This is a genomic window from Frankia sp. ACN1ag (assembly GCF_001414035.1).
Classification (GTDB): domain Bacteria; phylum Actinomycetota; class Actinomycetes; order Frankiales; family Frankiaceae; genus Frankia; species Frankia torreyi.
Genome location: NZ_LJPA01000030.1, coordinates 1 through 25,644, shown reverse-complemented (window position 1 = coordinate 25,644; position 25,644 = coordinate 1). Strand labels below are relative to the sequence as shown.

Annotated in this window: 16 protein-coding genes and 6 pseudogenes; 14 read left to right on the top strand and 8 right to left on the bottom strand. The window is 72.3% G+C overall.

The genetic code is table 11. The features are described from left to right. Positions 1–53 precede the first annotated feature (53 nt). Positions 54–1,226: a thiolase family protein gene (locus UK82_RS23215; RefSeq protein WP_055409281.1), complete on the bottom strand. Its 1,173-nt coding sequence runs from the start codon at positions 1,224–1,226 to the stop codon at positions 54–56. A 205-nt stretch (positions 1,227–1,431) separates the two neighbouring features. Between UK82_RS23215 and UK82_RS23210 the strand changes: the two genes are divergently transcribed. After that, positions 1,432–2,199 (top strand): SDR family NAD(P)-dependent oxidoreductase, encoded by a 768-nt coding sequence (locus UK82_RS23210; protein WP_044885563.1) that lies wholly within the window; start codon positions 1,432–1,434, stop codon positions 2,197–2,199. Positions 2,200–2,231: 32 nt separating this feature from the next. On the opposite strand, the gene UK82_RS23205 is transcribed toward UK82_RS23210, so the two are convergent. The 3 genes from UK82_RS23205 to UK82_RS23195 form a co-directional block, all read right to left on the bottom strand. After that, a complete protein-coding gene (locus UK82_RS23205) occupies positions 2,232–3,335 on the bottom strand; it encodes an MBL fold metallo-hydrolase (RefSeq protein WP_055409278.1) in 1,104 nt (367 codons plus the stop codon). Between the two features lie 122 nt (positions 3,336–3,457). Continuing rightward, on the bottom strand, positions 3,458–5,617 hold the full coding sequence (locus UK82_RS23200) for an acyl-CoA dehydrogenase (protein ID WP_044885565.1): 2,160 nt from the start codon (positions 5,615–5,617) through the stop codon (positions 3,458–3,460). 277 nt (positions 5,618–5,894) lie between these two features. Beyond that, positions 5,895–6,674, bottom strand: a complete 780-nt coding sequence (locus UK82_RS23195) for a TetR family transcriptional regulator (protein WP_055409275.1) — start codon at positions 6,672–6,674, stop codon at positions 5,895–5,897. Positions 6,675–7,194: 520 nt separating this feature from the next. Here UK82_RS23195 and UK82_RS33750 point away from each other — a divergent pair. The 6 genes and pseudogenes from UK82_RS33750 to UK82_RS39730 all read left to right on the top strand — a co-directional run. Beyond that, positions 7,195–7,785 carry a metallophosphoesterase gene (locus UK82_RS33750; RefSeq protein ID WP_052681121.1) on the top strand — a complete coding sequence of 197 codons (591 nt, stop codon included), beginning with the start codon at positions 7,195–7,197 and terminating at the stop codon, positions 7,783–7,785. Between the two features lie 487 nt (positions 7,786–8,272). Next, complete coding sequence (locus UK82_RS23185) at positions 8,273–9,409, top strand: ABC transporter substrate-binding protein (RefSeq protein WP_055409378.1); 1,137 nt, start codon at positions 8,273–8,275, stop codon at positions 9,407–9,409. 218 nt (positions 9,410–9,627) lie between these two features. Continuing rightward, positions 9,628–10,575 (top strand): annotated as a pseudogene (locus UK82_RS41875) (excalibur calcium-binding domain-containing protein); the annotation flags it as partial. Between the two features lie 247 nt (positions 10,576–10,822). Further along, complete coding sequence (locus UK82_RS23175; RefSeq protein WP_055409271.1) at positions 10,823–11,566, top strand: methyltransferase domain-containing protein; 744 nt, start codon at positions 10,823–10,825, stop codon at positions 11,564–11,566. Between the two features lie 245 nt (positions 11,567–11,811). After that, a pseudogene (gene htpG / locus UK82_RS23170) lies at positions 11,812–13,425 on the top strand (molecular chaperone HtpG); the annotation flags it as partial. 1 nt (position 13,426) lies between these two features. After that, positions 13,427–13,758 (top strand): annotated as a pseudogene (locus UK82_RS39730) (molecular chaperone HtpG); the annotation flags it as partial. A 15-nt stretch (positions 13,759–13,773) separates the two neighbouring features. Here the strand turns inward: UK82_RS39730 and UK82_RS23165 are convergent. Further along, positions 13,774–14,814, bottom strand: a complete 1,041-nt coding sequence (locus UK82_RS23165) for a threonine/serine dehydratase (RefSeq protein ID WP_055409269.1) — start codon at positions 14,812–14,814, stop codon at positions 13,774–13,776. Positions 14,815–14,853: 39 nt separating this feature from the next. On the opposite strand from UK82_RS23165, the gene UK82_RS41675 reads away from it, so the two are divergent. The 5 genes and pseudogenes from UK82_RS41675 to UK82_RS23155 all read left to right on the top strand — a co-directional run bounded on the left by UK82_RS41675 (position 14,854) and on the right by UK82_RS23155 (position 19,019). Beyond that, positions 14,854–14,985, top strand: coding sequence for a hypothetical protein (locus tag UK82_RS41675; RefSeq protein WP_255354341.1), 132 nt, complete (start codon positions 14,854–14,856; stop codon positions 14,983–14,985). 114 nt (positions 14,986–15,099) lie between these two features. Continuing rightward, positions 15,100–15,378: a tetratricopeptide repeat protein gene (locus UK82_RS33075; protein ID WP_152989992.1), complete on the top strand. Its 279-nt coding sequence runs from the start codon at positions 15,100–15,102 to the stop codon at positions 15,376–15,378. A 386-nt stretch (positions 15,379–15,764) separates the two neighbouring features. Continuing rightward, a pseudogene (locus UK82_RS39725) lies at positions 15,765–16,276 on the top strand (glycosyltransferase); the annotation flags it as partial. A 1-nt stretch (position 16,277) separates the two neighbouring features. Then, a pseudogene (locus UK82_RS39720) lies at positions 16,278–16,706 on the top strand (hypothetical protein); the annotation flags it as partial. 84 nt (positions 16,707–16,790) lie between these two features. Then, a complete protein-coding gene (locus UK82_RS23155; RefSeq protein ID WP_055409267.1) occupies positions 16,791–19,019 on the top strand; it encodes a glycosyltransferase family 39 protein in 2,229 nt (742 codons plus the stop codon). A gap of 273 nt (positions 19,020–19,292) precedes the next feature. Here UK82_RS23155 and UK82_RS23150 read toward each other — a convergent pair whose 3' ends face one another. The 3 genes from UK82_RS23150 to UK82_RS23140 form a co-directional block, all read right to left on the bottom strand. Next, a complete protein-coding gene (locus UK82_RS23150) occupies positions 19,293–19,985 on the bottom strand; it encodes a TetR/AcrR family transcriptional regulator (protein WP_236706338.1) in 693 nt (230 codons plus the stop codon). Between the two features lie 126 nt (positions 19,986–20,111). Further along, entirely contained in the window at positions 20,112–21,182 is a 1,071-nt protein-coding gene (locus UK82_RS23145) for a DUF2889 domain-containing protein (RefSeq protein WP_236706337.1), read from the bottom strand. A gap of 336 nt (positions 21,183–21,518) precedes the next feature. Then, positions 21,519–22,463 carry an alpha/beta fold hydrolase gene (locus tag UK82_RS23140; RefSeq protein ID WP_044888684.1) on the bottom strand — a complete coding sequence of 315 codons (945 nt, stop codon included), beginning with the start codon at positions 22,461–22,463 and terminating at the stop codon, positions 21,519–21,521. A gap of 429 nt (positions 22,464–22,892) precedes the next feature. Between UK82_RS23140 and UK82_RS23135 the strand changes: the two genes are divergently transcribed. Both UK82_RS23135 and UK82_RS23130 read left to right on the top strand, forming a co-directional pair. Then, entirely contained in the window at positions 22,893–24,902 is a 2,010-nt protein-coding gene (locus UK82_RS23135; RefSeq protein ID WP_055409265.1) for an MFS transporter, read from the top strand. A gap of 467 nt (positions 24,903–25,369) precedes the next feature. Beyond that, positions 25,370–25,644, top strand: a pseudogene (locus UK82_RS23130) (HNH nuclease); the annotation flags it as partial.

The following is a 25,644-nucleotide window of genomic DNA, read 5'->3' as shown; positions in this document are numbered from 1 at the left end:
CGAGCCCGAACCTCGCCAGGCCCAGACCTCGCCGGGCCCGAACCTCGCCGGGCTCAGACCTCGATGAGGACCGCGCCGCCCTGGCCGCCGCCCGCGCACATCGCGGCCACGCCGATGCCACCGCCGCGGCGGCGCAGGTCGTGCAGCAGCGTGATGATCATGCGGGCGCCGGAGGCGGCCACCGGGTGACCGAGGCTGCAGCCGGAGCCGCTGATGTTGACGGTGTCCTCGTCGAGGCCGAACTCCTTGACCGCGGCCACCGGCACGGACGCGAACGCCTCGTTGATCTCCCAGAGGGCGACGTCCTTGGTGGTCAGCCCGGCGCGGCTGAGCACCTTGGAGATCGCCTCCAGGGCGCCGAAGCCCATCCGGCGCGGCTCGACGCCGGCCGCCGCCCACGCGCGGACCTTCGCCAGCGTCGGCAGGCCCTCGGCGGCGGCGATGTCGGCGCCGACGAGGGTGACCGCGGCGGCCGCGTCGTTGACGCCGCTGGAGTTACCCGCGGTGATGTTGAAGCCGGGAATCTCCGGGTGCAGGACCTTCAGCGATGCCAGCTTCTCCAGCGTGCTGGAGCGGCGCGGGTGCTCGTCGACGGCGAACTCGCGGAACGACCCGTCCGGCGCCTGCACCTTGATCGGCACGATCTCGTCGACGAAGCGGCCCTCATCGATCGCGGCGACGGCGCGCTGGTGGGAGCGGAACGCCCAGGCGTCGAGCTCCTCCCGGGTCAGCCCCGCCTCCTTCGCGGTGTTCCAGCCCACCGAGATGGACATGTCCATGTTCGGGGCCTCGGGAGAGTCCGGGTGGGTCGCGGGGATCCAGTCCTCGAACTGGTCGGCGGTGCCCAGGACGCGGCGGGTCAGCTTCGGCCCCGTGGACGTCGCCTGGACGCCGCCGGCGACGACGATCTTCTCCATCCCGCTGACGATGCCGGCGGAGCCGTTGCCGATCGCGGTGAGGCTGCCGGCACAGTGCCGGTTCACGGCCTGCCCGGGGACGCTCGTCAGGCCGAGGACGACCGCGGCGTAGCGGGCGAGGTCGCCGCCGCCGTACATCGACTCGGCGAAGATGACGTCGTCGATGCGGGCCGGGTCGAGACCCGAGCGGCGCACCGTCTCCCGCAGCACCACCTCCGCCAGCTCCTCGCCGGTGGTGTTGACCAGCGAGCCCTTGAAGGCCGTGCCGATCGCCGTGCGCGCCGCGCTGACGATGACGGGATCTGACATGACGGTCCACCTTTCACAGGGTGAGGGCTTCCAGCGGAACGCCCCCGGACAGGAACTATGGTAAGCATTACCGAGATACCGACAGTAATACAGCGGGATGGAGCCGTGAGTTGACGATAACGTCACCTTGCGGCCGGACGCCCCTGATGACGACCGCCCCCGCCGGCCACCCCTGCGGGACACCGGCGGCCCCGAAGGAGGAACCATGGATCTCACAGGAGCGTCCGCGCTGGTCGTAGGCGGAGCGGGAGGCTTCGGCGAGGCCACCGTGCGCCGGCTCGTCCAGGCCGGCGCCAAGGTCGTCATCGCCGACCTGGCGGCGGACAAGGGCAAGACCCTCGCCGACGAACTCGGCGAACAGGCCGTCTTCGTTCCCACCGACGTCACCAGCGACGAGTCCGTCGAGGCGGCGATCGCCGCCGCCGTCGAGCTCGGCCCGCTGCGCGCGGCGGTCGTCGTGCACGGCGGCCCGGCGGCCGGCAAGCGCCTGGTCAACCGGTCGGGCCAGGCCTACCCGGTGGAGACCTTCCAGCGGACGATCGACATCTTCCTCGTCGGGACGTTCCGGGTGGTCAGCAAGGTCGCGGCGGCGATGTCGCAGAACGAGCCGCTGGACTCCAACCAGCGCGGCGTCATCATCACCACGGCGAGCATCGCCGGGTTCGAGGGCCAGGTCGGCCAGACCGACTACTCGGCGGCCAAGGGCGGCGTCATCGGGTTCAACCTCACCGCGGCCCGCGACCTCGCCCCCACGGGCATCCGGGTCGTCTGCATCGCCCCGGGCACCTTCTTCACCCCCGCCTACCGGATGGAGGAGGCCGAGGCGCAGGCCAAGTGGGGCCCCGGCGTGCCCAACCCCAAGCGGATGGGCCACGCCGACGAGTACGCCAAGCTCGCCCTGTCGATCGTTGACAACGACTACATCAACGGCGAGACCATCCGCATCGACGGGGCGCAGCGCTTCAACATCTGACGCCTTGCGCTGACTGCCCTGTCTGACACCAGTCAGCGCAACAGCGCGTCCACGAGGACGCCGGCCTCGGCCGCGGGTCGCCAGGCATCGACCTGGCCCGGGCCGGCCTCCTCGCCACTCGCGCCGCCGGTGAGCAGGCCGCGGCGTTCGAGGTGCAGCAGGTGGGCGTAGGTCTCGCCGACCGCCGAGCGGCGCACGATCCCCTGCGACTCGCTCCACGGCCGTGACCAGGTCAGCCGCTCGGCGACCGCCATCGTCGTCGGCCCGTCGAGCTCGATCACCGCTTCGACCACCTCGCGCAGCCGCGCCCGGTGATGCTCCTGAAGCTGGCGCACCCGGGCGCCGAGGCCGCGGAAGCGGTACTCGTGGGCGGGCAGCACCTCGTCGACCGGCATGTCCTCGATCGCCGCGAGCGAGCCCAGGTACTCCCCGAGGGAGTCCGCGCGCACCCGCGGCGACGGGCTGATGTTCGGGCTGATCCGCGGCAGTACATGATCCCCGGTCAGCAGCACGTTGTACTCCTCGTGGACGAAGCACAGGTGGCCGGGGGTGTGCCCGGGGGTCCACAGCGCCCGCACCGCGACGGCGTCGCCGAGCGGGCGGTCACCGTCCTGGAGCAGCACGTCGGGCGGATCGCGCCACTCGGGCGGCTCGTCGCCGTCGGGGAACAGCGCGCCGATCTCCGCGGCGGGCATGCCACGGCGGCGCAACCAGATCCGGTCGGCGGCGCGGAACTCGGCGATGCTGGCGAACTGGTGGGAGGCCGCCACCTCCAGTTCGTGAATCATGACGGGGGCGCCGGACTCCCGCCGGATCCGCCGGGCGAGGCCGAAGTGGTCGGCGTGGCCGTGGGTGATCAGGACCGCGCTGACGTCGCCGATCTCGTGGCCGGTGGCGCGCACGCCCGCGACGAGGCCGTCCCAGGCGTCCTCGCTGGGCCACCCGGTGTCGACGAGGACGGGCCCGCGTGGGGTCTCCAGCAGGTAGGCCAGCACGTAGCGCAGCGGGCTCTGCGGGAACGGGGTCGGCACCGACCACAGGCCCGGGCGGACCTGCTCCACCGGCGGCAGGACCCGGTCCCGCCAGGCCTGCTGCTGAACCTGCCCGGTGACGATGATCTTGTCGTCGACCGTCACGCTGGCGCCTCCTAGCGCTGGGATGCCGTCGGGGCCGGCCATGTGCCGAGCCGGCCCCGACGCGCCGCCGGCCGCGGCGCACGGGCGGCACCGCGGCGGTGGCGGGAAAAGATGAGCCTGCCTCAGCGCATGTTGGGTTCCCGGGGCAGGCCCAGGATCCGCTCGGCGATGACGTTGCGGCCGACCTCGGAGGTGCCGCCGGCGATGGTGAGCGCCCGGGCGAACAGGTAGCGGTAGGCGAGGTCGGCCTCGTCGCCGGTCACCCCGGTGGCGCCGGCGATGGTCATGCCGAGCTCGGTGACGTGCTGGGCGTGCTCGGCGGACAGCAGCTTGCTGACGTTGCCCTCGGGCGACGGCTCGCTGCCGGCGACCGCACGCTCGACCTGGCGCAGGTTGATCAGCCCCATGGCGACCTCGACGGCGACGAGCCGGCCGACGCGGCGGGCGAGCTCGACGTCCCCGGCGGCGTAGCGGGCGTGCAGGTCGACGAGGCCGACGGCGGTGCGGCCCTCGTCCGCGCCGCTGCCGGCGCCGATCGTCACCCGCTCGTTGCCCAGCGTCGCGCGGGCCACGATCCAGCCGGCGTTGATCTCCCCGACGACGTCGGCGTCGGGGACGAAGACGTCGTCGAAGAAGACCTCGTTGAACAACGCGTCGCCGGTGATCTCGCGCAGCGGCCGGACCTCGACGCCGGGCGCGGTCAGGTCGATCGCCACCGCCGTGATGCCCTTGTGCTTGGGCGCCGTCGGGTCCGTGCGGACGGTGGCCAGGCCGCGGTTGCAGTTCTGCGCGTCCGACGTCCAGACCTTCTGCCCGTTGATCTTCCAGCCGCCCTCGACCCGCTCGGCGCGGGCCTGCACGGCCGCGGCGTCGGAGCCGGCGTTCGGCTCGCTGAACAACTGGCACCAGCGCAGCTCACCGCGCAGGCTCGGCAGCACCCAGCGCTCGATCTGCTCGGGCGAGCCCTGCTGGGTCAGCGTGAGCAGCACCCAGCCGCCGATGCCGAGGTTCGGCACCTCGACGCCGGTGAACTCCTCCTCGATGACGAGCTGCTCGGCGGCGCTCGCCTCGCGACCCCACGGCTTCTTCCAGTGCGGCACCAGGTAGCCGCTCTCGACGAGCAGCTCGCGGCGCTCGCCCTCGGCGGCGGCGTGGTAGCGCTCCACGAACTCCCGGGCCTCGCGCCGGTACTGCTCGGCCTCGGGCGGCAGCTCGACGGCCAACGCGCGCCGGGCGCCGTCGCGGATGAGCGCGTAGACGTCGTCCTCGGCGCCCTCGACCGGGCCGGCGAGCGCGGCCAGCGTCGCCGCGCGGCGCAGGTACAGGTGGGCGTCGTGCTCCCAGGTGAAGCCGATGCCGCCGTGGATCTGGATGTTCATCCGGGCGTTGTGCTGGTAGGACGACAGCGCCACCGCGGCGGCGACGGCCGCGGCGAGCTCGGCCTCCGCGCCGCCGGCCGCGACCCGGGCGGCGTCCCAGGTGGCGGCGGTGGCGAGCTCGGTGTCGACGAGCATGTTCGCCAGGTGGTGCTTGACGGCCTGGAACCCGCCGATGATGCGGCCGAACTGCTCGCGGACCTTGGCGTAGGCCAGCGCCATGTCCAGGGTGGCCCGGGCGCCGCCGACCGCCTCGGCGGCGGCGACGACCCGCAGGATGCGCACGGCCGCGGCCCGGCCACCGCGCAGCAGGCCGGCGGGGTGCACCGCGACGGCGGACAGGCCGAGGCCGGCGAGCCCGAGCGACGGGTCGAGCGCGTTGGTCGGGCGCAGCGTCAGACCCTCGGCATCGGCGGCGACCACCGCGAGGTCGTCGCCCACCGGCACGAAGTGGAGGCCGGCCCACACCGCGCCGAGCGCCGCGGGCGCCTCGCCGTGCAGCGCGCCCGCGGGGTCCGCGGTGACGGCGCCGACCGAGGAGAACGAGGCGATGACCGAACCGTCGGCGAGCCCGGGGAGCAGCTCCGCCTGCTGCTGCGGCGAGCCGACGGCGGCCACGACGGCGGAGGCGACGACCGTCGGCAGCAGCGGGCCGGCGGCGGCCCGACCGCCGAGACCCTCGGCGACGATCGCGAGCTCCGCCAGACCGAAACCGGAGCCGCCGTGCTCCTCGGGCAGGTGCAGGCCAAGCCAGCCGAGGTCGGCGATCTGCTTCCACTGCGGGCCGACGGCGCCGGGACCGCCGTCGAGCGCCCGCCGGGCCGCCGCGCGCAGGTCGTTCGCGTCGGCGAAGGTGCGGACCACCTCGGCGAGGGCCTTGTGGTCGTCGCTGATCGCCAGGGCCATCGTGTCTCCCTCCAGCGGGCTTTCGTCACCGCACCGCCGAGCGGCGCGCGGCCGTCCCGCCGACCATGATTTGTAAACCTAACCGTAAGCCTTTCAAGCAGGCTCCGTCCACGGATCCCGACGCACCGACCATCCGCAGGGAGTCGACTCGACCTGGGCGGCCGGATGCGGGCACCCGGAACGACACCAGGCACGCTAACCGTGAGCCAGGCCGTGCGTCGATCGATACCGGCCGATGACCAGCCCGGCGTGGCTCGGGTCAGGGTCAGGGCAGGGGTCAGGCGACCTCGCGGTCGTGCGCCTCCTGGGGCAGCAGGCTCCGCAGACCAAGAATGATGTTGGTGATGCCGAACGCGAACTCCTCCGGCGGCCCGGCGATCGGCCGCGACGGTTCCAGCTCTGACGCCAACGCCGCTGTCTGTGTCACCGCCGCCGTTGCCGGCGTCGCCGTTACCTGCGTTGCCGGCGTCGCCGGCGTCGGTGCCGCCGCGGCTGCGGCGACGGCCGGGCGCCGACCGGAGCCGGGCGGAGCCTCGGTCGGCTGCTCGGTGAGGAGGAATCCGCGGGTGTAGGCGGCCAGCGTGACGAAGGCGTGCCAGGCCAGCGACGGGGGGAAGCCTGCCTCGCGCAGCCCGTCGAGCAGCTCCGCGGCCCGTGGCCACGTCGTGACCGCCGCCTGGCGGGTGGCGCCGCCGATGCGCCGGGCAATCAGATCGCAGGTCAGGTCGTCGGCGGCGAGCGCGGTGTAGCAGTCGTCGAAGAACCCGCGGAGCATGTCCTCCCAGCCGCCGGCGCGCAGCGGTGGCATGCTCTCGTAAAAGGCGGCGAGCGCCTCCTCGGTCATCGCGTCGAGAAGGTCACGCTTGTTCTTGTAGTACCAGTAGATGCTGGTGACGCCGACGTCGAGGAATGCCGCGAGCCGCGGCATGCTGAGCTGGTCGACAGGCGTGTCCCGGCAGAATTCGAAGGCCCCCGAAAGAATCCCCGCGGCGTTGATCGAACCCCGAGCACGCCGCGACCGGGACCGCTTGGCGTTCGTGTTCGCTGTGGGGGGCACGCTGCCTCCGCATCGTCAGGCGCGGCCCCGCCCGCCAGGACCACCCCGAGTATCCTACCGGATGGTTCTCCGGATGGGTTTGAGACGTGCGCCGCACCCTGCGGATGCAGGGATTGTCCGCAGGTCGCGGCCCGTCTCACGGAGCCGTCGCGCGGCCGCCTCACCGGGACTTCCCGGCCGCCACACGCCCGGCGGCGACGAGGATCCGAGATCGGCCTCAATGCTCGACGACCGCCGCAGAGCGGGCGAGGGGGACGGGGCGGGATCCTCCGCACAACTCCCCCCGGATCCCCTCAGCACAACTCCCACCGGGTCCCGCCGGACCGACGTGCGCCAATGCCGTCCGGTGAACGGCGGCCGTGGCTCGCGCGTTCCAACTCCGAAACCCCAAAGCCCTATGGGTATACCCTTTTGTGCGGGATGGATCGGACACGGCCGACGTTATCGCGCCCATGCCGCGGATCGCGGCCGGAATCGGCGGGCGGCCGGGCCTGGTGATCGAGGCTGGGAGGAGACGGCGATGAAGCTCGGGATCGTGTCCGACGTGCACTGCGAGGCGGCGCTGCTCGAGACCGCCGCGCGGGAGATGGTCGACGCGGGCGCCGAGGAGATTCTCCTGGCCGGCGACGCGCACTTCGAGTACCGCTTCGCCAACGACGTCACCGAGGTCATCCGGGCGTTCGGGATGCGCTACATCTCCGGCAACCACGAGTGGCGCCTGATGGGCCCGACCGGTCAGCGGGCCCGGGAGGCGCCGCACGTCCGCGCCGCGAACCGCGACTTCGTCGCCGCCATCCCGACCACCATCGACACCGTCGTCGACGGCCGCGCGCTGCGCATGATCCACGGCTGCCCGTGGCCGCCCTACGACCGCTATCTCCATCCGGCCGACCCGGACTTCTCCCGCTGCGGCGACCTCGGCGTGGACATCCTCGTCATGGGCCACACGCACCTGCCGCACATCCAGCGCGTCGGGAAGACCCTCGTGATCAATCCCGGCTCCCTGGCGTTCTCCCAGGATCCCGGCGGCTTCGACCTCATGACCTACGCCCTGCTCGACGCCAGCACCGACGAGGTCACGCTCGTCCGCCGCCCCAAGCCGACCGCCTAGTCTCGGAGAGTGACGAGGCTCGCCGCCCCCCACCCCCGTCGGGGCCCCTCAGTGTGCCGTATATCTTGGCCGAACTAGGGACAGATACCGAGGAAGCGGCATATCTTCACGCCTGAGTCCGCATCCGCGGAGCTCGGTGCAACGGAGCACGTCATGCTCACGCACGGAAGTCGGTCACTTCCCGTGCACGAGGTTTTGCTCGCCCCTTTCGGGCGGCCCGGGTTGGCGCGCGGTCACGCGCCGGGCCCGGGCCGACGGCGTCCGGGCGGTCCGAGGCCAGGACCCGGCCCCTGCGCCGTCGCCGCCCCGGGGTGAGCCCGCCGGCCGAGCTCCGGGTGCGGCGCGCGCGGGCTGCGGTCACCGGGACAGCCGCACCCCGCCGCCACGCAGACCGCGGTCGCGGATCCCCGCACGGCCAGAGCACCGGGTGCCCGGCGCCCATCTGCGCCCTCCCTGTCGGACAACTGTTATGGGGACCACCGAACACATGTCAGCAACAGACCTGCCAGCAACACACCCGTCACCCAGACGCCCGTTCGCCGCCCTGCTCGCGGCCCTGATCGCGGCCCTGATCGCCCTGGTCACGCTCACCGCCTGCGGCAGCGACTCCGCCGGCTCGTCGGGCGCGGCCGCCAAGCCCACCGCGTCGGCCGCGCCGACGACCCACGAGGTCGTCGACATGGGCGGGCGGCACGTCACCGTGCCGACGCACCCGGAGCGGATCGTCACCAACTACCCGGCGGTCACCCAGATCATCTTCATGCTCGGCGGGATCGAGCGGGTCGCCGGCGTGCCGCTGAGCAACCTCACGACCCTGCCGCTGTTCAAGAAGATCTACCCGCCGCTCGCGCAGAAGAAGGCGGTGTTCGGCGCCGACACCACCACCGTCAACACCGAGACCCTGCTCGCCCAGAAGCCGGACCTGGTGGTGCTGACCTCCGGCAACGCGGCGCTCGTGAAGAAGATCACCGATCTCGGTGTGCCCGTGGTCCAGATCGCCTCGTTCCCGAACTACAAAAAGCTCAACGACGGCGTCACGTTCCTCGCCGACGTGCTCGGCGGCGACGCTCCCAAGCGGGCCCAGCAGTACGTCGAATACGTCGACGGCAACGTCGCCCAGATCAACAAGGGCCTCGCGGGCCTGCCGGCGACCGACCGGCCGAAGCTCTACTACACCGCCAACAACCCGCTGAACACCGAGGGTGGCGGCTCGATCATCGACAACTGGTCGACGCTCGCCGGGGGGACGAACGTCGCCACCGTGAACGGCGTCCAGGGCACGATGAAGGACGTCTCGGTCGAGTCGATCGTCCAGTGGGACCCGGAGTACGTCTTCTGCCGTGACGCCTCGTCCTGCACGAAGATCCAGGCGGACCCGCGCTGGTCGTCGGTGGCCGCGGTGCGCGACAAGCACCTGATCGTCAACCCGCGGGGCGTGTTCGTCTGGGCCGCCCGCAGCGCCGAGGAGGCCCTGCAGCCGATCTTCGTCGCCAAGACCCTGCATCCCGCGCAGTTCGCCGACGTCAGCATCGAGCAGGAGATCAAGGACTTCTACAAGACCTTCTACTCCTACGACCTGACCGACGCCGAGGTGACCGGCATCCTCCACCCGACGACCCCCTGACCCGTCCCGACACCCTGGCACCCTGACGTTTCGGCGTCCCGACCTTTCGACGCCCTGACGTTTCGGCGCCCTGACTATCAGTCCCGGCCGGCCCCCACCCGGGCCGGCCGGGAGCCTCTCCCCCGCCGCCGACGGCGAACCGCCCGGGTCAGGCCCCGTTTCGACCGGTTCGTGACCTTCCGTTAGGGTCTCGCCCCAGCGACTTCGGGGGAGCAGACATGGCGGATCGTCGGGCAGCGGTCGACTTTCTGGCGGGACGCGGCGGCAAGATCGCAATCGGCGTGCTCGGCGCCGTCGTAGCCATCGTCATCGTGGTCGGGAGCTTCGGCGGCTCGTCGAAGCCCGCGGGCCTGGCCGACGCCGCCTCCCGAGCCGGGAACTCGACGCCGCCGCCCACCGCGGCGGCAACGCCCCCGTCCGGCCTGTCGGGATCGGCCTCGAGACCGGGGTCGGCATCGGGGTCGCCGTCGCCCGCCGGCTCGCCATCGCCCGGCGGCGGGCGGCCGGGACTGCCGTACTCGGCCGCTCTGGCAGAGGCGTCCGGCACCGGCTCCGGCTTCGTGCTTGACGCAACGACCAGCAGCGGCACGCACGGCGCCGGCACGGCCGGCAGCGGGACTTTCGGCGAGGATGCGCTGGCTCCCGCGGCGGCGGGCGGCCCGACGCAGGCGTCCGGGTCGGTCTACTACGACAACTGCACGGCGGCCCAGGACGCCGGCGTCACTCCCCTGTACCGCGGCGCCCCCGGCTACCGGGCCGGCCTCGACGCGGACGACGACGGCATCGCCTGCGAAGCCACGTCGTCGACGACGACGTTGACGTCGGCCTCGTCGGTACCGGCGGCCTCAAGCGACCCGGCGCCGGTCACCGGGTCGGGATCGACCTACTACGCGAACTGCACGGCGGCCCGCAACGCCGGCGTCACCAACCTGCATCGCGGCGACCCCGGCTACCGGGCCGCCCTCGACGCGGACCGCGACGGCATCGCCTGCCAGACCCCGCCGTCGACGTCGACGAGGTCGACGACGGGGTCGACGTCGACGGTGCAGCAACCGCCGGCGGCGCCCCCCACGACCCCGGTCACCACACCCACTCCCGCCGCCTCCGTCCCACCGCCACCCAGCACGGCTCCGAGCCCGGTCTCTCTCGCGAACCAGGCGTCGCCGNCCACCGAGTCGGCCTCCCAGCCCCCATCGCCCGCCCCGGCACCTGCCCCCACGACCGCCCCGGCACCCGTCCCCACGACCGCCTCGGTGCCCGTGAGCTGACAGTCTGCCGGCGACGCGCATCCAGCGACGAACAATGCACGATGTGCGCTGACAGAGCGGCACGCCGCCCTTACGATGGGGCACCGCGTGTCGGAGGATCGGACGTCCCGTTCAGCGGGGAGCCCGGGCCAGTCGGGAACCGGTGATGATCGTGGTCCATGAGCAGATCGCGCAGTTGGCGTCGCCCGCTCCAGGATCGATCGTCGTCGATGCCGGTGCGGGGTCGGGTCGGACCCTTGCCGCGATCGGCGGGATGGCCCCGCGGGCGCGGCTGATCGCCATCGATCTGGACGGGGAGAAGCTGGCGTCGGCGATGGCGACCGTCCCGAATCTCACCGCGATCCGCGCCGACCTCGCCGGGCCCTTACCAATCGCGGATCGCCAGGTCGACGTCGTCATCTCGACCAACACGCTGGAATGCCTGGTCGACCCGTCCGCGGCGCTCGTCGAGATGGCGCGAATCCTGCGGCCGACCGGGGTGGCCGTGCTGGCACACACCGATTTCGAGACGATCGTGGTCACCGCGTCGGACCGCGAGCTGTCCCGCCGGGTTCTGCGCACCTACGCCGACCTGCCCGTCCCGTACCTCTACATGCAGGCGACCGACGCCCAGTTGGGCCGGCGCCTGTCCGGCCTCGTCCGACGCGGGCCGCTGCGCCACGAGTCGGTCCAGGCCCACACGAGGGTCGTATCGTCGCTAGCCGAGGCTGCGGACCTTCGTCTTCGAGAGGTCGCGACCGCGATCCGTTCCGCCGCCGACCAGGGTCTCGGTGGCGTCACACCGACCGAGGTCGACCGCTGGTGGAGCGACCTGGAAGCGGCCGACGCGGCCGACGAATTCCTCTTCAGCGAGACCGCCTACATCGTCACCGCGCGCCTGCCCGGCTGAGGGGCCGCCCGAAGGTTCCCCGACGCGGCATCGATGATCAGGACACGGCCCGCGCCTCCTCCGCAGGTGCTCCGAAGGCGCGCGTGAGAACGAGTCCGGCTGCGCTAATATTTGACTCCGCGAATGGGGGACGCCGGTAGCGCTGTGCCGTCTCCGGGTTGGCGCGCCGCAGGAGTGCCTCCCCGGCCGCATGGGACCCCGCGTTGATCCTGCCCCGAACTGCCCGTGTCCGCATGGAGGTCTGCGTGAGCAACCGGATCGAGACGCTTGAATTTCAGGCCGAGGCCCGTCAACTTCTGCAGTTGATGGTCCATTCGATCTACTCGGACAAGGACATCTTCCTGCGCGAGCTGATCTCCAACGCGTCCGACGCCCTCGACAAGCTTCGTCTCGAGTCGCTGGTCAACAAAGAACTGCAGGCTGACACGTCCGACCTGCACATCGACATCGAGGTCGACCGGGAGACGCGCACTCTCACGGTGCGCGACAACGGTGTCGGCATGTCCCGGGACGACGTCGTCGAGCTGATCGGCACCATCGCGAAGTCGGGAACGGCCGAGGTGCTCCGCAAGCTGAAGGAGTCGAAGGACGCCGCCGCGTCACAGGACCTCATCGGGCAGTTCGGCGTCGGCTTCTACTCCACGTTCATGGTGGCGGACACGGTCACGCTGCTGACCCGGCGGGCCGGCACGAGCGGCGGCACGCGGTGGGAGTCCAGCGGCGAGGGCACCTACGTCATCGCCGACGTCGACGACGCGCCGCAGGGCACCGCGGTCACCGTGCACCTCAAGCCCGAGGACACCGAGGACCATCTGTTCGACTACACCGCCGAATGGAAGATCCGCGAGATCGTCAAGAAGTACTCCGACTTCATCGCGTGGCCCATCCGGATGGCCGTCGAGCGCACGAACGAGGCCGGCACGAACGATGCCAGCACAGGCGAGGCCGGCGCGGCCACGACCGAAATCCAGACCCTCAACTCGATGAAGGCGTTGTGGGCGCGCCCGCGCGACGAGGTCGACCAGGCCGAGTACCACGAGCTCTACCGCCACCTCAGCCACGACTGGACCGACCCGCTCGAGACCATCCACATGAAGGGCGAGGGGCTCTTCGAGTACGAGGCGCTGCTGTTCCTCCCGTCCCACGCACCGCTCGACCTGTTCGCGCAGGACGGCCGGCGCGGAGTCCAGCTCTACGTCAAGCGCGTGTTCATCATGGACGACTGCCAGGCGCTCATGCCGAACTATCTGCGCTTCGTCAAGGGCGTCGTCGACGCGCACGACCTGTCGCTGAACATCTCGCGTGAGATCCTCCAGCAGGACCGTCAGATCCAGCAGGTTCGCCGCCGGCTGGTCAAGAAGGTGCTCTCCACCGTCAGGCAGTTGCAGACCGACGACGCCGAGCGCTATCGGACCTTCTGGAAGGAGTTCGGCCCCGTCGTCAAGGAAGGGCTGCTCGACGACGTCGACAACCAGGAGGCGATCCTGGACATCGTCTCCGTCGCGTCGACGCGTGACCCGGAGCAGACGACGACCCTGCGGGAATACGTCGAGCGGATGAAGGACGGCCAGGACGACATCTACTACATGACCGGCGAGTCGCGGTTGATGGTCGAGAAGTCGCCCCACATGGAGGCGTTCCAGGCCCGCGGCTACGAGGTCCTGATCCTGACGGACCCGGTCGACGAGGTGTGGGTCGAGCGGGTGGCGCAGTTCGACGGAAAGCCGCTGCGCTCAATCGCCAAGGGCCAGGTCGATCTCGGCACGGCGGACGAGAAGGAGAGCGCCGAACCCGAGCGGGAACAGCAGCAGAAGGATTTCGCCGAGCTGCTGTCCTGGCTGGCAAAGACCCTGCAGGAGNAGGTGAAGGAGGTTCGTCTGTCGTCGCGCCTCACGACGTCACCGGCCTGCCTCGTGGGCGACACCTACGACATCACCCCGACCCTGGAGAAGATGTACCGCGCCATGGGGCAGAACGTGCCGCATCCCAAGCGCATCCTGGAGCTCAATCCCACCCATCCCCTGGTGTCGGGGTTGCGGAAGGCCCATGAGCAGCAGGACGCGGACTCCGACGTTCTCGGCGAGACGGCCGAGCTGCTGTACGGCATGGCCCTGCTCGCCGAGGGCGGCGAACTCCCCGACCCGTCCCGCTTCACTCGCATCCTCGCCGACCGGCTCGCGAACACCCTGTAGCGGGAGGCGCAGAGGTCAGGGCCTGCGGGTGGAAGCCGCACCGACCCAGCGGTGGTAGGCGTCCACGTCGACGTTGCTGCCGCACACGATGGTGACGACATGGCGGCCGGCGAAGCGGTCACGGTCTTCGAGGATTGCCGCGATGCCGAGCGCGGCCGACGGTTCGACGACGAGGCCGGCGTGGTCGAGCAGCATCCGCATCCCGGCGATGATCGACGCCTCCTGGACCAGGACGGCATCGTCCGCGACCAGGAGCAGGTCGGCCAGGACGGCCGGGATCGGACGCCGGCCGGCGACGCCGTCCGCGATGGTGTTCGTCGCGTCGGTGGTGACGACGCGCCGCCCGCGCCACGAGAGGGTCATCGCCGGTGCGCCCAGCGGCTGGACGCAGATCACCTCGACGCCGGGCGCCAGGGCCTTCACCACATGACCCACCCCGGTGGCCAGCGCCCCGCCGCCGAGAGCAATCAGGACGGCGTCGAACGACGGCGCGGTGTCCACCGGTTCCAGGCCTACCGATTCCGGGCCCACCAGTTCCGGGCCCACCAGTTCCGGGCCCACCAGTTCCAGGCCGATGGTCGCCGCGCCCTCGCAGGTCTCGAGGTCCAGGCTGTCCTCGACCAGCCGGATGCCGTCGTGCCGCGCGACGGCCGCCGCCCGCTCCCGAGCCAGGTCGAAGTCGCCGTCCACCAGCTCCACCCTGGCGTCCAGGGCGCGGATGCGATCAAGCTTGGCCGCAGGGGCGAAGCGGGAGGCCACGACGGTGACGTCGAGCCCCCGGCCGCGACCGGACCAGGCGAGGGCCTGGCCAAGGTTGCCCGCGCTGGCGCACACCACGGCTCGCGAGCCATGCTCGGCAAGCTGGCTCGCGACCACCTCGGTACCGCGGGCCTTGAAGCTGCGGACCGGGTTCGCCGTTTCGAGCTTGATGCTCACCGCGCACCCGAGGGCGGGCTCCAGCGCCTCGCAGCGGTACAGCGGCGTGTCGAGAAAAACCGGGTCGATCACCCGGCGAGCCGCCCGGATCCGAGCAGTGTCGAGACGCGTCCCCTGCACGACACAGCAGCGTAGCGCCGCCGGCGATGTTCGGTTTGGGTGAACCCGATCAGCGCGGCCGACGGCGGCAAGTTCGCCGAGCAACGCGCCGGCGAAATCGAGCGAGCCCGCAAGCGGCACGCCGTGAGAAATTGTCAATACCTGTGGATTGAGGGCGGGGAGGGCGGTTAGCCGGTTCCTGAGGGTTGGGGTGCGTCGTTGATAACCATGTCTACGAAGGTCAGCGCTTCGGTCCGTCGGGTGAGGGGGTTGCGGTAGAGGGACCGACGATGATCGGCACGTCGGATGCGTAGGCATTCGTCGATGATGCGATGCCACCGTGGTCCGAAGGTTGAAGCCACCGCCCACAACCTCGGGGTCAGCCTGAACGAGCTTGGCGAGCACAGCACAGCACGCGCCCTGCGCGACGACACCCTCACCCGCCAACGCACCGCCCTCGGCTCCGACCACCCCCACACCCTCGCCACCACCCGCGCGCTCAGGTGGACCTTGGACCAACTTGGAAAGCGGCCCTCAGAGCCACAGCGATCGCCCAGATGGCGCAGAGCGTGGGACAGGCGGTGAACAGCCACGCTGGTGCAGTAAAGCTCTTTCGCGCTTCGTCGAGAAAGATGACGCCGTCGCGTCGGCGGCTGGTGGGGAGACGGAGACAGACGGCCAGGCGTTGATCCATGCGGCTTCAGCCGTGCGGGCTGTCGGGCGGTGGGGTTCACAGGGATCACACAGAGGTCGCACAGGGTCTGCGCAGGCGGGGGGCCGACCGTGAGGGCATGACACTCCTGCCGATTTCCGATGTCTCCCGCACCATCGCCCCGCGCACCATCGCCCCGCGGTCCGACTACCCGCGGTCCTCGAGCCAGCCTTCCGCAGGGCAGGTCGGCCGGGAGGGGCGCGCCGATCAGAGAGTCACACAGCCGAGCCCGCGGCCACCCCGGGCGGATCATCCCGTTCTGGACCTGGTGGTGCCGGTCTACAACGAGGAGCAGGATCTCGCGCCGTCGGTTCGGCGGCTGCACGCCTTTCTCCTCGGCCGGTTCCCGTATCCGTTCCGGATCACGATCGCGGACAACGCCAGCACCGACGGGACCCTGGCGCTGGCCCGGGTCCTGGCCGCCGAGCTGCCCGGCGTCGCCGTCACCCACCTCGACCTCAAGGGACGGGGACGGGCGCTACGGGAGGTGTGGTCGTCCTCGGACGCCGACGTGCTCGCCTACACCGACGTCGACCTGTCGACCGACCTGGGCGCCCTGCTCCCCCTGGTCGCGCCGCTGATCTCCGGGCACTCGGACGTGGCGATCGGTAGCCGGCTCAGCCGCGGGGCACGGGTGGTGCGCGGGCCGAAGCGGGAGTTCATCTCCCGCTGCTACAACCTGCTGCTGCGCCGGACGCTGCGGGTGCGGTTCCGCGACGCGCAGTGCGGCTTCAAGGCGATCCGGTCCGACGTCGCCGCACACCTGCTGCCNCACGTCGCCGACACCGGCTGGTTCTTCGACACCGAGCTGCTTGTCCTGGCCGAACGCTGCGGACTGCGGGTGCACGAGGTGCCCGTGGACTGGGTGGACGATCCCGACAGCCGCGTCGACATCGTCGCCACCGCCCTGGCCGACCTGCGGGGCATCGTGCGGGTCCGCCGGGCGATCGCCAGCGGCGCGGTGCCCGTCGCCCACCTGCGCTCCTGGATCGGACGCCGCCCGCTCACCGCGGCCTGCGCGCTGCCCACCCACCTGACGCCCTACCCGGACGCCCACCCCGACCCCCGCGACCAGCGCGACCTCCACGACCTCCACGACCAGCGCGACCCGCACGACCAGCGACCCACGCAGCCGGACGCCGACCGGCAGGCCGCCCCGGCCGGCACCGGCGCCCCGGCCGGCACCGGCGCCCTGCGCTGAGCCCGCCCGCATCCCGCGGCATCCCGCACTGAACCCGCCCGTCGGGTGGGTGGCCTTGCCGCGACTGACTCTGGAGCTTTCTCGATGACGACCACCGCACCCAACGTCGACCCATCCGACACGATCCGGCTCGCCCCGCGGCCGCGCGGCGGCGGGCGCTGGGCCCAACCGCCGCCTCCGCCGCCGGGCAGGGGACACGGGCGGCTCGGGCGGCTGGCCCGCGGGCCGGCCGGTGATCCGGTCTGGGTCCGGGCGGCGCTGCTGGCCCTGCTGGCCGGCACGGCGCTGCTCTACCTGTGGAACCTCAGCGCCTCCGGCTACGGCAACAGCTTCTACGCGGCGGCGACGCAGGCGGGCTCGCAGAGCTGGAAGGCGCTGCTGTTCGGCTCCCTGGACGCCGGCAACGCCATCACCGTCGACAAGCCGCCGGCGGCGCTGTGGATCTCGGGGCTGTCCGCGCGGGTCTTCGGCTTCTCCTCCTGGTCCGTGCTCGCGCCGCAGGCGGTGGAGGGGGTCGCGGCCGTCGGGCTGCTGTACGCGACGGTCCGGCGCAGCGCCAGCGCCACCGCCGGGCTGCTCGCGGGCGCCGCGTTCGCACTGACGCCGGTCGCCGCCCTGATGTTCCGCTTCAACAACCCGGACGCCCTGCTGGTGCTGCTCCTCGTCGCCGCGGCCTACTGCACGGTCCGGGCGACCGAGCGGGCCAGCGCACGCTGGCTGATGCTCGCCGGGACCTGCCTCGGCTTCGGCTTCCTCACCAAGCTGGCGCAGGCGTTCCTGGTCGTCCCGGCACTCGGCCTGGCGTACCTGGTCGCCGCGCCGACGGGCCTGGGACGCCGGGTGCTGCATCTGGCTGGCGCGGCCGGGGCGATCGTCGTCTCGGCCGGCTGGTACGTCGCCCTGGTCGACCTGTGGCCGGCGTCGTCACGCCCCTACATCGGCGGTTCCACCGACAACAGCCTGCTGCAGCTCGCCCTCGGTTACAACGGTCTCGGCCGCATCCTCGGCTCCTCCGGCGGCGGGGCCGGCGGCGGCGGGGCCGGCGGCGGCGGGGGCGGGATGGGCGGCGGGGGGAACAACGGCTTCGGCGGCGCGACCGGGATCACCCGGCTGTTCGGGTCGAGCATGGGCTCGGAGATCTCCTGGCTGCTGCCCGCGGCGCTGCTCGTGCTGGTCGTCGGACTGTGGCGAACCAGGCGGGCACCCCGCACCGACCCGGCGCGGGCCGCGCTGGTGCTGTGGGGCGGCTGGCTCGTCGTCAGCGGGCTGGTGTTCAGCTTCATGAGCGGGATCATCCATCCCTACTACACCGTGGCCCTGGCGCCGGCGATCGCCGCGCTCGTCGCCGCCGGCGGGACCGCGCTGTGGCGCGACCGCGACCAGTTCCCGGCGCGGGCGGCACTCGCCGCCATGATCGCGCTGACCGGCGGGTGGAGCTTCGTGCTGCTCGACCGGGTGCCGACCTGGCTGCCGGCGCTGCGCTGGATCGTGCTGGTCGCCGCGTTGGCCCTGGCCGCCGCGCTGGTCGCCGGCGCGGCCCGCTTCACCCGGGTGACCGCGGTGCTCGCCACCGCGGCGGTGCTCACCGTCGGCGCCGGCAGCACCGCCTACGCCGTCAGCACCGCCGCGCATCCGCACACCGGCTCGATCCCCACCTCGGGACCGTCCAGCGCCGCCATGGGCGGTGGCCCCGGCGGCAACGGCGGACGCTTCGGTGCCGGCGGCACCCCGCCGACCGGCACCACCCCGCCGACCGGCACCACCCCGACCAGCGGCACCACCACGACCGGCACCACCAGCACGGCGGGCAGCACGTCCACGGCGGGCGGCACCTCGACGGCCGGCAGCACATCCACGACCGGCGGCACCTCGACGGCCGGCAGCACGTCCACGACCGGCGGCACCTCGACGGCCGGGGGGATGGCGGCGGGCGGAGGCGGCGGCGAGCAGTCCGCGAACGCGGCGTTGACGGCGCTGCTGGCGCGGTCGACGACCACGTGGGCCGCGGCCACGACGGGCGGCGCGACCAGCGCGGCGCAGCTCGAACTGGCCAGCGGGCAGTCCGTGATCGCGATCGGCGGCTGGGACGGCAGCGACCCGGCGCCCACCCTGGCCCAGTTCCAGCAGTGGGTCGCCGACGGGAAGATCCACTACTTCCTGGCCGGCGGCGGGGGCATGGGCGGCGGGATGGGCGGCGACCGTGCCACGGGCACCGGCACCGCGATCGCCACCTGGGTTGCGGCGCACTTCACCGCCACCACGGTGGGCGGTCAGACGGTCTACGACCTGACCGCCACCAGCACGAACGGCTGACACGACGATGCCGGGCACGACGATGCCGGGCACGACAACGGCTGACCCTGCCCGCCACGGCGGCGACGGACCTCCCGGGGACCATCGCCGCCGCGGCGGGCGTTTCGGCCCCTCCGCTGCGATCGGCGCGCCCGGATCAGCACGCCGTCCGGATGAGGGCGCGGTCCGGCCCCGACAGTCAGGAGGTTCCGCGGAACCGCACCGCGGGGCGGGCCGGGCCGGGGCGGACCCCCGAGCCCATGCCGATCTCCACCTGGACGAGTGGGCGGGTGGTCAGGGGGTGTCGGGAGCGGCGTGCTGTCTGGCGAGCAGGGCGCGCAGGCCGTCGACGATGAGGGTGTCGGCGAAGGCGGTGAGGTCGCGTCCGTGGACCTGCGACCACATCGCCTCCACCCGGCTCAGCGCCGGCCACTGCGCGGGCCGGTCGCTCGGGACACCGGTACCCGCGCCCTCGCGCAGCCGGCGCTGGATCGACCGGGCCATGCCGTAGTCGTGCAGGACGTTGAAGCCGAGCAGCGCGTTCTTCGGCGTCAGGCCGGCGTCCAGCAGGATCTGGAGGTAACCGTCCATGATCCGCCACCCCTGGGTGGTGGGGGGGCGGCCGTAGACCAGGACGTCGACACCCGGCCACGCCTCCAGGGCCGCGGCGCAGCGCCGGCGCAGCTCGCACAGGCGCACGTCCCAGTCGCCGAGGTCGGGCGGGGGAATCTCGACGCCGGCGAGGACCGCGTCGATGACCAGGTCGACCAGCGCGTCCTTGCTGGCAACGTGGTGGTAGGCCGCCATGGCGGACACCCCGAGCTCCTCGGCGAGCGCGCGCATGGTCAGCGCCTCGAACCCCCGGTGAGTCCCCACCCGCAGGGCGGCGGCGACGATGTCGTCGACCCCCAGGGCCCGCACCGCACCGGCCGGCGCGCCGGACGCCTGCGCGCCGCGCGCCGTAGCCGGACGGGCACCTGCCGCCACCTCACCACCCGAGACACGTCGACGTCGCCGGGCGCCGCCACCCTCCCCGGCACCCCCGGGGAACGCCCCGCGGTCAGTATAAAACCGGCGCCCCCACGGACCGGACGATCGTCCGACCCCGGTCGGTCAGTCGATGCGGCCGGTGGTGACGAGGTGGTCGACGAGGACGGGGACCTCGGCGAGCGCCCGCAGCGCGTCGTTGAGGTGGGTGCAGCCGTCGGTGCCGACGACGAGTCGGATGACCCGGGCCCGCAGGGTCCGCATCGGCTCGCCGAGCAGCAGGTCGACGTTGTCGGCGGCCGACGGGCAGGTCTCGAAGGGCAGCACCCGCGGGTCCGCGCGCAGCCCGACGAGCCGCATGGTGGCCGGGTCGACGGTGGCGTGCACGCCGTACTCGTGGACGACCGTCTCCACCCCCTGCGGGCTCCACATGCTGTCCCGGAACATCGAGTCGACGGTGAGCAGGCCGTGGGGCGTCCCGGGCTCGGGCGCGACCACGTCCACCCGGCGCCGGCGGCGGAACATCGCCGAATCGCCGGACGGCGCCGGCATCCGGTGCCAGGCCAGCGGGTCGTCGGGCTGCTCCAACGGATGGGCGGGCACGAGGTTCTGTTCCAACCCGCCGCCCTGGGCCATCCGCTCCAGCGGGGCGCCGTCAGCCCGCCATCCCGAGCAGACCTCCCGCATCGCCTCGACCCGGCTGGCCGCCGTCGACGCGGCGAACTCCGTCAGTTTCTCCTGCTCGCGGGGCCACAGCCGCCAGGCGATCGGCGCCACGAGGGTCGCGCCGGGCATGTCGTCGAGCAGGAAGTGCAGCGGCGATCCGGTGGCGACGTCCTCGGGGACCAGTTCGCGCAGGCGGGCACGGTAGCCGCGGCCACCACTCTGCCCGATCAGGCCGTCCAGGGCCTTGCGCGGGGGCACACTGGTGACGGAACGCAGCGTCCGGGTGCTGTCGATGGTGACGCGCAGCTGCGCGGAGTCGACCACCGTCGCCTGCCTGTCGCGCCCGGTCACGAGGTCGCGGGCGCCGGCGTGCAGGTGCATCGGGGACCCGAAGCCGTCGGGCCAGGTCACGTTGAGATGGCTGGTGCGGCGCACCGATCCGGGCACGCGCGGCGGGGCGCCCCGGTGTGGACTACCCGGCGGCGGGGTCAGCTCGGCGAGTGCCGGCAGCGGTCGTACGGGAGACGGCATCTGGACCTCCGAGCCCGGTCGGGCGGCACGCCGCAGCGGCGCACCGCCCTTCTGGGCCGCGCCCGCGGCATAACCCGTCACCCTTTACACAGTAAAGCCAGTGGTGAATCTACCCTGCACAATCCCGCTGCGCTGGGTGACATCGACCACGGGCAGGCCGGACACCCGCAGCCCGAGTGGGGGTGCGGGTGCGCTCCCGGTCAGGGTGCGGAGCCGGGCAGGGGCTGGAGTCGGTCCAGGGGCTGGGGCGGTTGGGGGCTGGGGTCGGGCAGGGGCTGGGGTCGGGCAGGGGCTGGGGTCGGGCAGGGGCTGGAGCCGGGCAGGGGCTGGAGTCGGTCAGGCCGGGAAGGCGAAGTCGCGGATCAGGGTGACGAGCTCCAGGGGTCGGTCGCTCTGCACGGCGTGGCCGGCGCCATCGACGAGGGCGTAGCGCAGGGCCGGCAGGCGGCGGCGGAACTCGGCGACGTCGGCGTCGTGGACGTACTTCGACTCGCCGCCCCGCACGAGCAGCGCCGGCACGGTGATCGTGTCGACCTCCTCCCACAGCGAGGTGAAGTCAAGCCAGTCCGGGGTTCCCGGCGGGGGCGGGCCGAACAGGTCGTACCGCCAGGACCAGCGGCCGTCCGGCAGCCGGCGGGCGTTGTGGCGCACCCCGCGGCGCACCCCGGCGGCGGCCCGCAGCGGGCTGAGCGCCACCGCGGCGTCGGCCATCTCCTCGAACGAGGCGTAGGTCGGCGGTCCGGAGACGAGCGCCACCGAGCCGCGTTCGGCCGTCGTCATCGTCCGGCTCGGGTCGTTGACCTGCGGGGTGACGTCGACGATCACCGCGCGGCGACAGAGGTCGGGGCGCGTCGCGGCGAGATGGGTGACGGTCAGGCCGCCGAGCGACATGCCCACCACGACCGCCGCGTTCGGCGCCACGGCCGGCAGCGCCGCCTCCAACGCCTCGACGTTGCGCCACGGACCGTAGTCGCGGTCGGCGCGCCAGGACGACCGGCCGTGGCCGGGCAGGTCGAACGCCACCGCGGGCCGGCCCAGCGCGAGCGCCACGTAGTCCCAGGTGTGGGCGTTCTGCGCGCCGCCGTGCAGGAACACCACCTCGGGATCGGCGGTGCCCCAGCGGATGTAGCTCAGCCGTCGGTCGGCCGCCAGGTCGACGTAGCCGCGGCTGACGTCGGGCCGGCCCGCGAACGGCAGGCCCAGTTCCTCGGCGTTCTCGTGTAGCAGTCCGAACTCGTCGTAGTCGTCGGCCGCCAACGTGCCCTCGACATCGGTCGCCACGTCGCCTCGCTCTCCTCGCGCCGGCCTCGATCCGTCCCGCGAACCTCGATCCGACCCACGAACCTCGATCCGTCCAGCGAGCCTCGATCCGTCCAGCGAGCAATGTAGGACGCTCCGGCGTCGACGTGTGCCGCTTCGAGCCGCAATGCGATCCCAGCGGTGGGAATGCCGATCGACAGGCGCGGTTGTTAGTATGAGTCAAGCAACTATCCGACGTGGACGCGGGGCACACGGTCGACCCGACCAAAGGCATGCGCCAGACGCAGCGGGCACACGCCCGACGCAGAAGGTACCCAGGCCCCTCACCGCAGCGACGAGATGCCTCCCGGCCCCCGGCCGACCCGCCTCGCGCCCATGCCATGCAGCACGCCCGGCACCGCCCGCAGCGGCGGGCCCGGCCCGCATCGGTGATGGAGGGAGCAGCGCCGGATGTCCACGACAGCGGGGACTCCGGTCGACGCAGCGCGCCGGCCACACCAGGACGACCACTCGGGATACCGCTGGATCGCCCTGTCGAACACGACCATCGGGGTACTGATGGCGACGGTCAACAGCTCGATCGTCATCATCTCCCTACCCGCGATCTTCCGCGGGATCCACCTCGATCCCCTGCAGCCGGGCAACGTCAGCTACCTGCTGTGGATGCTGATGGGCTACATGCTCGTCTCCGCCGTGCTGGTGGTGACGCTGGGCCGGCTCGGCGACATGTTCGGCCGGGTCCGGATCTACAACGCCGGCTTCGCCGTGTTCAGCGTCGCCTCGATCGGGCTGGCTCTGACCCCCTGGCAGGGCTCGTCCGGGGCGCTGTGGCTGATCGGCTGGCGGGTCGTCCAGGGCGTGGGCGGCGCGATGCTCATGGCCAACTCGACGGCCATCCTCACCGACGCCTTCCCTACCCGCCAGCGCGGCATGGCGCTGGGCATCAACCAGGTCGCCGCGCTCGCCGGCTCCTTCATCGGGCTGGTCGCCGGCGGACTGCTGTCGGAGTGGAACTGGCGCGCGGTGTTCTGGGTGAGCGTGCCGATCGGCGTGGCCGGCACGATCTGGTCCTACCGCAGCCTGCGCGACACCGGCCGGCGCGCACCCGCGCGGATCGACTGGTGGGGCAACATCACCTTCGCGGTCGGGCTGACCGCGCTGCTCGCCGGCGTCACCTACGGCATCCAGCCCTACGGCGGCCACGACATGGGCTGGCTGAACCCGAAGGTGCTCGCCGCACTGATCGGCGGCGCCGCCGTCCTGGTCGCGTTCGTCCTCATCGAACGGCGCACCGCGCAGCCGATGTTCAACCTGGCGCTGTTCCGGATCCGGGCGTTCACCGCCGGCAACGCAGCGGTCCTGCTGTCCTCGATCGCCCGCGGCGGGATGCAGTTCATGCTGATCATCTGGTTGCAGGGGATCTGGCTGCCGCTGCACGGCTACGACTACGTCGACACGCCACTGTGGGCGGGCATCTACCTGCTGCCGCTGACGATCGGGTTCCTGGTGGCGGGCCCGGTGTCGGGCTTCCTGTCCGACCGGTTCGGCGCCCGCGCCTTCGCCACCGGCGGCCTGACGCTGGTCGCGGCGACCTTCGTCGGCCTGCTGCTGCTGCCGACGGACTTCAGCTACCCGGCGTTCGCGGCGCTGCTGGTCCTCAACGGGATCGGTTCGGGCCTGTTCTCCGCGCCGAACACGACCGCGGTGATGAACGCCGTGCCCGCGGCAGCCCGCGGCGGCGCGTCCGGGATGCGCGCGACCTTCATGAACTCCGGCCAGGTCCTGTCGATCGGCCTGTTCTTCTCCCTGATGATCGCCGGGCTGTCCTCGACGCTGCCGCACTCGCTGCACAGTGGGCTGGCCGCGCAGGGCGTGCCCGCCGACGTCACCGACCGGGTGGCGAACCTGCCGCCGGTCGGCAGCCTGTTCGCCGCCTTCCTCGGCTACAACCCGATGCAGAACCTGCTCGGCGACGGCACCCTGCACCAGCTTCCCGCGGCGAACGCCCAGGCGCTGACCGGCAAGGAGTTCTTCCCGCACCTGATCGCCTCGCCGTTCCACCACGGCCTGATCATCGTGTTCTCGCTGGCCATCGCCATGTCGCTGATCGCAGCCGTCGCCTCCCTGCTGCGCGGCGCGCGGTATGTCCACGTCGAGACGATGCTCGCCGCCGAGGCCGCCGCCGGCCCCACCGCGGACGGCGGCACCATCGGTGGCGGTGCCATCACCGACGGCGGTGCCCACACCGACGGCGCTGCTGTTCCGGCAGGAAGCAGCAGTTCGAGGGAGATCCGCCATCCGGTTGAGAACAGCCACCCGGCCGAGAACAGCCACCCGGCCGAGAACGGCCACCCGGCGGGGAGCGGTCAACCGGCCAGGAGCGTCCTGCCGGCAGGGCGGATGCGGCCGTCCGACCAGGCGGGCGTCGACCTGGACGCGCCGACGGTACGGATCCCCTAGCCGCGCATCCCTAGCCGCGCACTGCCTGTGCCCGGGGGAGGCGGCCGGCCGTCCACCTCCCCCGGCCGCGCCGATGTTCTCCCACCCGCGCCGCCCGCCCGCCTCACCCGCGGCGCCCGCCTTTCCGCGCCGCCTGCCTGCGACGCCTACCCTCCAACGACGCCACCCAGCTCTGCTGCCGCGGACGTCGGCTGCTGCCACGGTCGCCCTTCCTGGGTGGCTGCCGGGAGACTCGGCGCGCCAGTACACCCGTCGAGAGCCGGTACCGCCCACGGACCGCGAAGGGTGTGGCGGCCAGATCCGGTCGTTGTGGTTGGCGTTGTTCGCGCGGGACGTGCAAGTGAGGGTTGGTTCCCGTGCCGTCTCCGCCCACAGCGTACGAACATGTGTTCGACATCCGGGGTGTGTTGTTCTACCGTCGACCCATGGTTTTCGACGACGACCTCGGGGACGGCCCTGACCCGCCNGCCCGCCTCGCGACGATCTCCCGCCACCTCGACGGGCTGCTGGCCGCGCAGGCCTGGCAGCTGTCGGACGGGGAACTGGCAGGACTGATCGAGGGGATGTGCCGGCTGACCGGCCGGGTCGCCGCGGCGCGGGGCCTGCTGTTCGTGGAGGCCCAGGACCGTGGGTTCGCCGTCCGCCACGGCGCCACCGATCTCGCCGGCTGGCTACGGGACCGGCTGCGACTGACCACCCGCGACGCCCGCCGGCAGGTCACCCTCGCCCACGACACCACCAC